At 72.2% G+C, this 6,431-nt stretch carries 6 protein-coding genes; 3 read left to right on the forward strand and 3 right to left on the reverse strand.

All coding sequences use genetic code 11. The annotated features are described in order from the left end of the window. Positions 1-189 precede the first annotated feature (189 nt). The 3 genes from BHU15_RS35855 to BHU15_RS35865 form a co-directional block, all read right to left on the reverse strand. A complete protein-coding gene (locus BHU15_RS35855) occupies positions 190-1,155 on the reverse strand; it encodes a PadR family transcriptional regulator (protein ID WP_069630927.1) in 966 nt (321 codons plus the stop codon). Between the two features lies 1 nt (position 1,156). Beyond that, positions 1,157-2,041, reverse strand: a complete 885-nt coding sequence (locus tag BHU15_RS35860) for a DUF4097 family beta strand repeat-containing protein (RefSeq protein WP_069630928.1) — start codon at positions 2,039-2,041, stop codon at positions 1,157-1,159. Between the two features lie 139 nt (positions 2,042-2,180). Further along, positions 2,181-2,363 (reverse strand): DUF6104 family protein, encoded by a 183-nt coding sequence (locus tag BHU15_RS35865; RefSeq protein WP_023538710.1) that lies wholly within the window; start codon positions 2,361-2,363, stop codon positions 2,181-2,183. Positions 2,364-2,446: 83 nt separating this feature from the next. Here BHU15_RS35865 and BHU15_RS35870 point away from each other — a divergent pair, with 83 nt between their 5' ends. From BHU15_RS35870 to BHU15_RS35880, 3 genes are all read left to right on the forward strand, one after another. After that, a complete protein-coding gene (locus tag BHU15_RS35870; RefSeq protein WP_023538709.1) occupies positions 2,447-2,857 on the forward strand; it encodes a CU044_2847 family protein in 411 nt (136 codons plus the stop codon). 235 nt (positions 2,858-3,092) lie between these two features. Further along, the gene (locus tag BHU15_RS35875; RefSeq protein WP_079128615.1) at positions 3,093-5,159 is read left to right on the forward strand and encodes a VMAP-C domain-containing protein; all 2,067 of its coding nucleotides are present in this window, start codon (positions 3,093-3,095) and stop codon (positions 5,157-5,159) included. Between the two features lie 112 nt (positions 5,160-5,271). Then, positions 5,272-6,336, forward strand: coding sequence for an AAA family ATPase (locus BHU15_RS35880; RefSeq protein ID WP_069630930.1), 1,065 nt, complete (start codon positions 5,272-5,274; stop codon positions 6,334-6,336). Positions 6,337-6,431 lie beyond the last annotated feature (95 nt).

Below are 6,431 nucleotides of genomic sequence, written 5' to 3' on the forward strand. Positions count from 1 at the left end.
CGGACACTCAGGCTGACTTGTGCCGCGTGGACAAGGAGGTCTCAGCGAGTCCAGGAACCTTGCACGCGGCGTAAGTCACGCCGTCCGGCCATGACCCCGGAGCGGCACCCGGCAACCACCGCAACGGCACAGCGCGCCGCAGGCGCGACCGGCGTGGCACCCGCGACCAGCGACCCCGCGACCCGCCGCCTACGCCGGAGGCTTCCGGAGCAGGGCGCCGATCCGTGTCGCCGCCGTCGACAAGTGGTCGCGTGCCTCCGCCAGTTGGGACTCCGTCACACCGTGGTCCCTGGCAGCGTCGCGGACGTCGTCGCGGAAGCGGTCCAGCAGGCGGTCCAGGTCGCGGGCCGGGTCGCCCGTCGAGGGGGTGTCCTGCGCCCATGTGGGATCCGGGTCCGGCGTGTCCGGTTTGGTGTACGGGGGCCACGTCGTGCCCTTCGCCAGACCGCCGAGGTGCGTCGACAGTTCGGACAGGCCTTCCCGTACCCCCGTCGGCCAGTCGCCGCGCGAGAAGTGGCCCTGGACCTGGTCCTGGACCTGCTTGGCGATACGCAGCATCTCCTCGCGCGCCGTCTCCTGCGCCTCCTTGGCCTGCCGGCGCGCCTGCTGCGCGTCCTCACGCGCCCGGCGCGACTCGTCCTTCGCCCGGCGGGCCTGTTCCTTCCACTCCTGCTTCGCGCGGCGCAGCTCCTCCTTCGCCGCACGCCAGGACTCGCCGTCGCCCGGCCAGCCCTCCTTGCCCGCGGACCCGGCCCCGGACGGAGACGTCGACGCGGACGCCGCCGCCGCGCGCATCTCGTCGCGCAACTGGCCCGCCGCGCCCCGTACGTCGTCGCGGATCTCCGCGGCGAGTTCGGAGACGGACTCGCGGATCTCCAGTTCCAGGTCGGCCAGTTCACCGCTGCGGCCCGCCAACTCCTCGCGGCCCGCCTCCGTGATCGAGTAGACCTTGCGGCCCCCCTCGGTGGCGTGGGTGACCAGCCCCTCGGCCTCCAGCTTGGACAGCCGCGGGTAGACCGTGCCGGCCGAGGGCGCGTACAGCCCCTGGAAGCGCTCCTCAAGCAGCCGGATCACCTCGTAGCCGTGGCGAGGTGCCTCGTCGAGCAGCTTGAGCAGGTAGAGGCGGAGGCGGCCGTGGGCGAAGACCGGGGGCATGTCAGTGCTCCTTCGTGGCGGCGTGGGACGCGTGGCCGGTGTCGTACGGGTCTTCCGCGGGTGGCCTGCGGAGCAGGGCGATCGAGCCGGACACCGTCACGGCCCGCAGCTGCCCCGTGCCTGCCCCGAGCGTGCCGGTGATCTTCTTCGCGCCCCAGTGTCCGCCGACCCGCAGGTCGTCGAACGCGTTGGAGACGGTACCGCTCGCGGTGTTCGCCTCGACCGTCGCGTCCGTGGGGTGCGGCAGCCGGATGGCGACCTCGCCCGAGACCGTGTTGACCTTGATGTCCGTGGGTTTGCCGGGTTCCAGGTCGATGACCATGTCGCCGCTGACGCTGTCCGCCCGTACGGACGATCCCGCGCAGTCCACGACGGTCAGGTCCCCCGAGACCGAGTGGAAGCGCAGGTCACCGGTGACGGCCTGGGCCTCCACGTTCCCCGCGACGGTCTCCGCGTGGACCCGGCCGGCCAGCCCGACGAGCGTGGTGTCCCCGTTCACGCCGCGTACCTCCGTACGCCCCTTGATCCCGGAGACCACGGCGCCGGCCCCGACGACACCGACCTCGACGTCCGCCCCGGCCGGGACGGTGAGCGAGACGACGGCGTGGCGGGTGCGGCTCTTGTGGTCGAGCCACTTGAGGACGTTCTGCCAGTGCAGGTCCTCGTACGTGATGGTGAGTGTGGAGCCCGAGCGGGTGACGATCAGGGGCGGGCCGTGGATCTCGGAGACCTCCAGGCGCGCGCCGCGCTGCTCGCCGGGCGGCGCGGTGTCGTCGACGCCGACGACATTGACCGTGCCGTTCACGAGGCGGACGCTGAGCGCCGTCACCGGGCCGTCGAAGTCCAGTCTCTCCGGCTCGCTGACTTCCCACGTCGACTCTGCCATGGTGCTGACTCCCCTGTACCCGGCCGCCATGACGCAACATATCGCGTCTCTTGTTGAACACGATATATCGTGGATGGGGGAAGTCAAGACCTATCGCGATGGGCGCCCGGCAGGGACCCGGGGCCCGGGACGCGTGTGCCTACTCGTCGTCCTCTTCGTCGTCGAGACGGGCGAGCCACGTCGCCAGCCGCTCCACCGGAACCTCGAAGTCCGGGTTGAGATCGACGAAGGTACGCAGCTGCTCGGCCAGCCACTCGAAGGTGACCTCCTCCTCACCGCGCCGCTTCTCCAGTTCCTCGATCCCGCGATCAGTGAAATACATGCGACCAGCGTAACTACCTGGTGGGGAGGGGAGGTATCGCACAACAGGCCGGTCGGGGAGACCGGCCCGGGCGAGGGGGAGACGTGGCGTTGGAACACGACGTACAAGAGGTGGTCCTGCCCGGCGGGCAGGTCATCCTCGCCAGGGTCGCCGTGCTGCGGCCCGACGAGTCCGCGTTCGAGGACGTCGGGGCCGTCGACCGGCTCCGGTCGGGCGTCGCCCGCGTCAACGAGGTGATCGCCGCGGTCGGCGCGACCGTGGTGGACGCGGCGCGGGCGGCGGGACCGAGCGAGATCAGTGCCACGTTCGGCATCGAACTGGCGGTCAAACCGGGCCTCGGGGTGGCCGCGGTCCTCGCCGACGGCGAGGCGAAGGCGTCCATCTCCGTCACCCTCACCTGGCAGCCGGGCCAGGAGGCGGCACGCCCGGCACCGGACGGGGCGCAGGACCCGCCGGGGCCGGAACCACTCCCCACTTCGGGATCATCCGGCTAGCCTCGTCCCACTTGCCTCAACTTCGGGGGAACGGGGTGCGGATGAAAGACGCTCAGGCAGGAGGCGGATCGCGGCGTGCGGGGCGGGTCGCGGGGCGATACGGGAAACGTGACGCGGAGCGAGACGCGAAACGTGACGCGGTACGAGACGTGGAGAGGCGCGCGGTGCGGCGCGTCGTACGGTGCGCGGGACAACGCGCCGTGCCAACGCCCTCGTACCCCCCGTGTGTTGACGCATGAGCTCCCTCGAAGACCCCGTGAGCCGGGGAGTCGTCCGCATCGGCCCCGCCGCCGACGGGTATGACGCAGGCAGTGCCGATTTCTGGGGCAGCGGCTTCTTCGTGGCCCCCGAATGGGTCGTGACCTGCGCGCATGTCGTGGACAAGAGGGTGGGTGCGATGGAGCGGGAGCCAGGGGGCCCAGTCACGGTCACCACCTACGACGACGAGCGCCTGGACGGCGAGATCGCCCATGTCCTCGCCGGTCACGACCTCGCGCTCGTGCGGGTGCCCGGCGCCGACTTCGCCGACTGCCTCTGGCTCAGCGACCGTTCGGCCTCCACACCCGCGGAGGTCGAGCTGTACGGCTGGGCGGCGACACTGGGGGCGCACGGCGGCGAGGAGTTCGTCTCCACGACGGCGGTCGCCACCGGCGGACGCCGGGGAAAGGCGCTGTGGCTCAAGAGCGCCCTGGTGCTGCCGGGCTGCTCGGGCGGCCCCGTCATCGACACCCGCTACGGATCGGTCGTCGGCGTCATCAAGGGAAAGAAGCAGGGCGACGCGACCCTCGGCCGCGCCGAGCCGATCACCGTGCTGCGCACCCTCGGCGACGAGACGGCCGGACCGGGCGGATCCCCGTGGGCGGAGGTCGTCGGCGCCCACGACCGGCACCACCTGCGGCGCTTCGAGGGCCGCGGTGACTGCTGGCCCCGTCTGCACCACCGCCTCGCGCTGGCCCAGGGCCGGCCGCACAGCTTCACACCGCAGTCACGCACCCAGTTGTACGGGCTGTTCGCCGAGGCCGAACCGCCCTCGGGGCCCGGCGAGGTGCTGCATCTGGTGAACGGCGCGATGCGCCGCATGCTGCGCAGCACCCAGCGCATCGAGTCCAACGACCCCCGCACCTGGCGGGAGGGCGCCGGGCTGCTGCACGACCCGCGCGAGGGCACCGAGGCCGCCCCGGCGGGCCAGGAGCTCGAACAGGAAGGCGTGGTCCTGTACGCGGCGACGGTCTGTCTGACCCTGCGCGCACGCCACGGCGCCGCCCACGCCCAGAAACTCCGCGACTGGGTCCACAAGGCCGCCGACGCGCTGGAGAACGAGGTGATCCGCGAGGAGATCCTGGAGATACTCGCCGGCGGCGACCGCGAGGACGACGACGACACCACCGACAACGACATCGGGGCGGGCCCGGCCCCCGGTCTCCGGGGCGCACACGACGACGTCCTCGTCGTCATCGAGCCCGAGATCTACGGCACCCACCCCTGGCGCGTACAACTGCTGGACCCCGACGGCGGCACGACCACCGTCAGGTACGACGAGGAGGGCGTCCCGCGCCACGGCCTTGAGGCCGCCGTACGCCAGGGACTGAGCGAGGCGCTGGCCCGCGCCGACGCCGGGAGTTACGTCGCGGCCGTCGACTTCCTGCTGCCCCGCGCCCTCTTCGACGAGCCCGTCGACGAATGGCGCTCCCGGCTGCCGCGCGCCGACGAGCCGCCCAGCGTGCACACGCTCCCGATCGGACGGCGCAGAGTCGTCGCGCTGCGCGACCAGTTGCGCCGGCGCGACGGGGTGACACCGGAGTGGAACCGCGGCAGACGCGCCACCGACCGGGGGCCCCTGGAAGCCGTACCGCTGTGTCTGGACGTACCGGACCGGGGGCACACGGCCGCCGCGCCGGAGGGCGAGGAGGCGGCGTACGCGCGGCTGTCGGTGAGCACGGCGGGCATCGCGGGCGCGTCCCTGCCGGTGTACTGCGCCAGTACGGCCACCGGGCGCGGTTCACGCGTCCTCACCCGCGCCTTCCACGCCGGCCATGTCGCGGTGCTCTGCCGCCGCACGGGGGAGGACGGGCACGACGACTGCGCGGAGTTCTACCGCAGGGCCGCCCAGTTGGTGCGCGAGGCCCCCACCGGCAGCGAACTGCGCGAGCGCGTACGGGTGTTGCGCAACCTCAGCGCCGCTCCCGACCAGGACGGGCGGACGGATCACGAGGCCGCCTGGGCACGGCACCTCGTCCTCATCTACGATCCGCCACACAGGCCGGCGCTTCCCGACGAACCACTGCACGCTCCACCGCTATGACAGACGTATGCCCCCAACTCACCTGCTGCGGACGGGGTACGGACGGCCAGGCGGGGTACGGACGTCCAGGATGCCGGGCGCACGCCGGGCTGACATCGATGAGGAGCCTACTGTGAGTGACTGGCGCATCTACCGGGGAGCGGGGCTGCCGCACGACGGTGCGCGGCAATTACCCGATCCGCCTCCCTGGCGAGAGTTCACCGCGCGGAGCCCCGACGGCGCGACGGATGGCCCCGACGGCCTCGACGGCGCGGCGGACGACGCCGAGGGGCCGGACTCCGAAGAGGTCGACAACGCCCGCCGGCTGGGCGTCAAACGCCGCCTCGTGGAGTCGTTCCACCCGCGCCCCGAAGAGGTCGAGGCCGTCAACGCCGCCCTCCAGTTGCGCCGTCCACTGCTCGTCACCGGCAATCCCGGCACGGGCAAGTCGACCCTCGCGCACGCCGTCGCCCACGAGCTGCGCCTCGGCCGCGTACTGCGCTGGCCCATCGTCAGCCGCACCACCCTCCAGGACGGCCTCTACCACTACGACGCGATCGGCCGGCTCCAGGACGTACAACTCGACCGCGCCGTCTCCGGCGACGGTGTACGGCAGCCGCCCATCGGGTCGTACATCAGGCTCGGCCCGCTCGGTACGGCGCTGCTGCCGTCGGCCGACGGACTGCCCCGGGTGCTGCTCATCGACGAGTTCGACAAGAGCGACATCGACCTGCCGAACGACCTCCTGAACGTCCTGGAGGAGGGCGAGTTCACGATCCGTGAGCTGGAGCGGCGCGTCGAGCGCGAGCCCGCGACCGACGTCCTCACCGACGACGGGACCCCGGTGACCGTGACGGGCGGCCGGGTACGGTGCACGGCCTTCCCGTTCATCATCCTCACCTCCAACGGCGAACGGGACTTCCCCGCCGCCCTGTTGCGCCGCTGCATCCAGCTCGACCTCAAACCGCCCGGCGAGAAACAGCTCGCCGCGATGGTCGCCGCGCATCTCGGCGAGGAGGCACTGGAGGAGGGCGCCGAACTGATCCAGCGGTTCCTGCAACGCGAGCCCGGCGAGGTCGTCGCCACCGACCAGCTGCTGAACGCGCTGTACGTGACCCAGCGGGCCGCCGCCGCCGAACAGGTCACCCGCAACAGGCTCGCCGAGATGCTGCTCCGCCCTCTCGACCGTCCGAGGTGATGGCGTGACCACTCCGGGCGCCACCCCCGACCCGTCGTCCGCCCCCGACCCGTCGCCGTCGCCCGCCTCGCCGTCCACGCCCGCGTCGCAGTCCG

The sequence above is a fragment of the Streptomyces niveus genome (genome assembly GCF_001723055.1).
GTDB classification, from domain to species: Bacteria; Actinomycetota; Actinomycetes; order Streptomycetales; family Streptomycetaceae; genus Streptomyces; species Streptomyces niveus.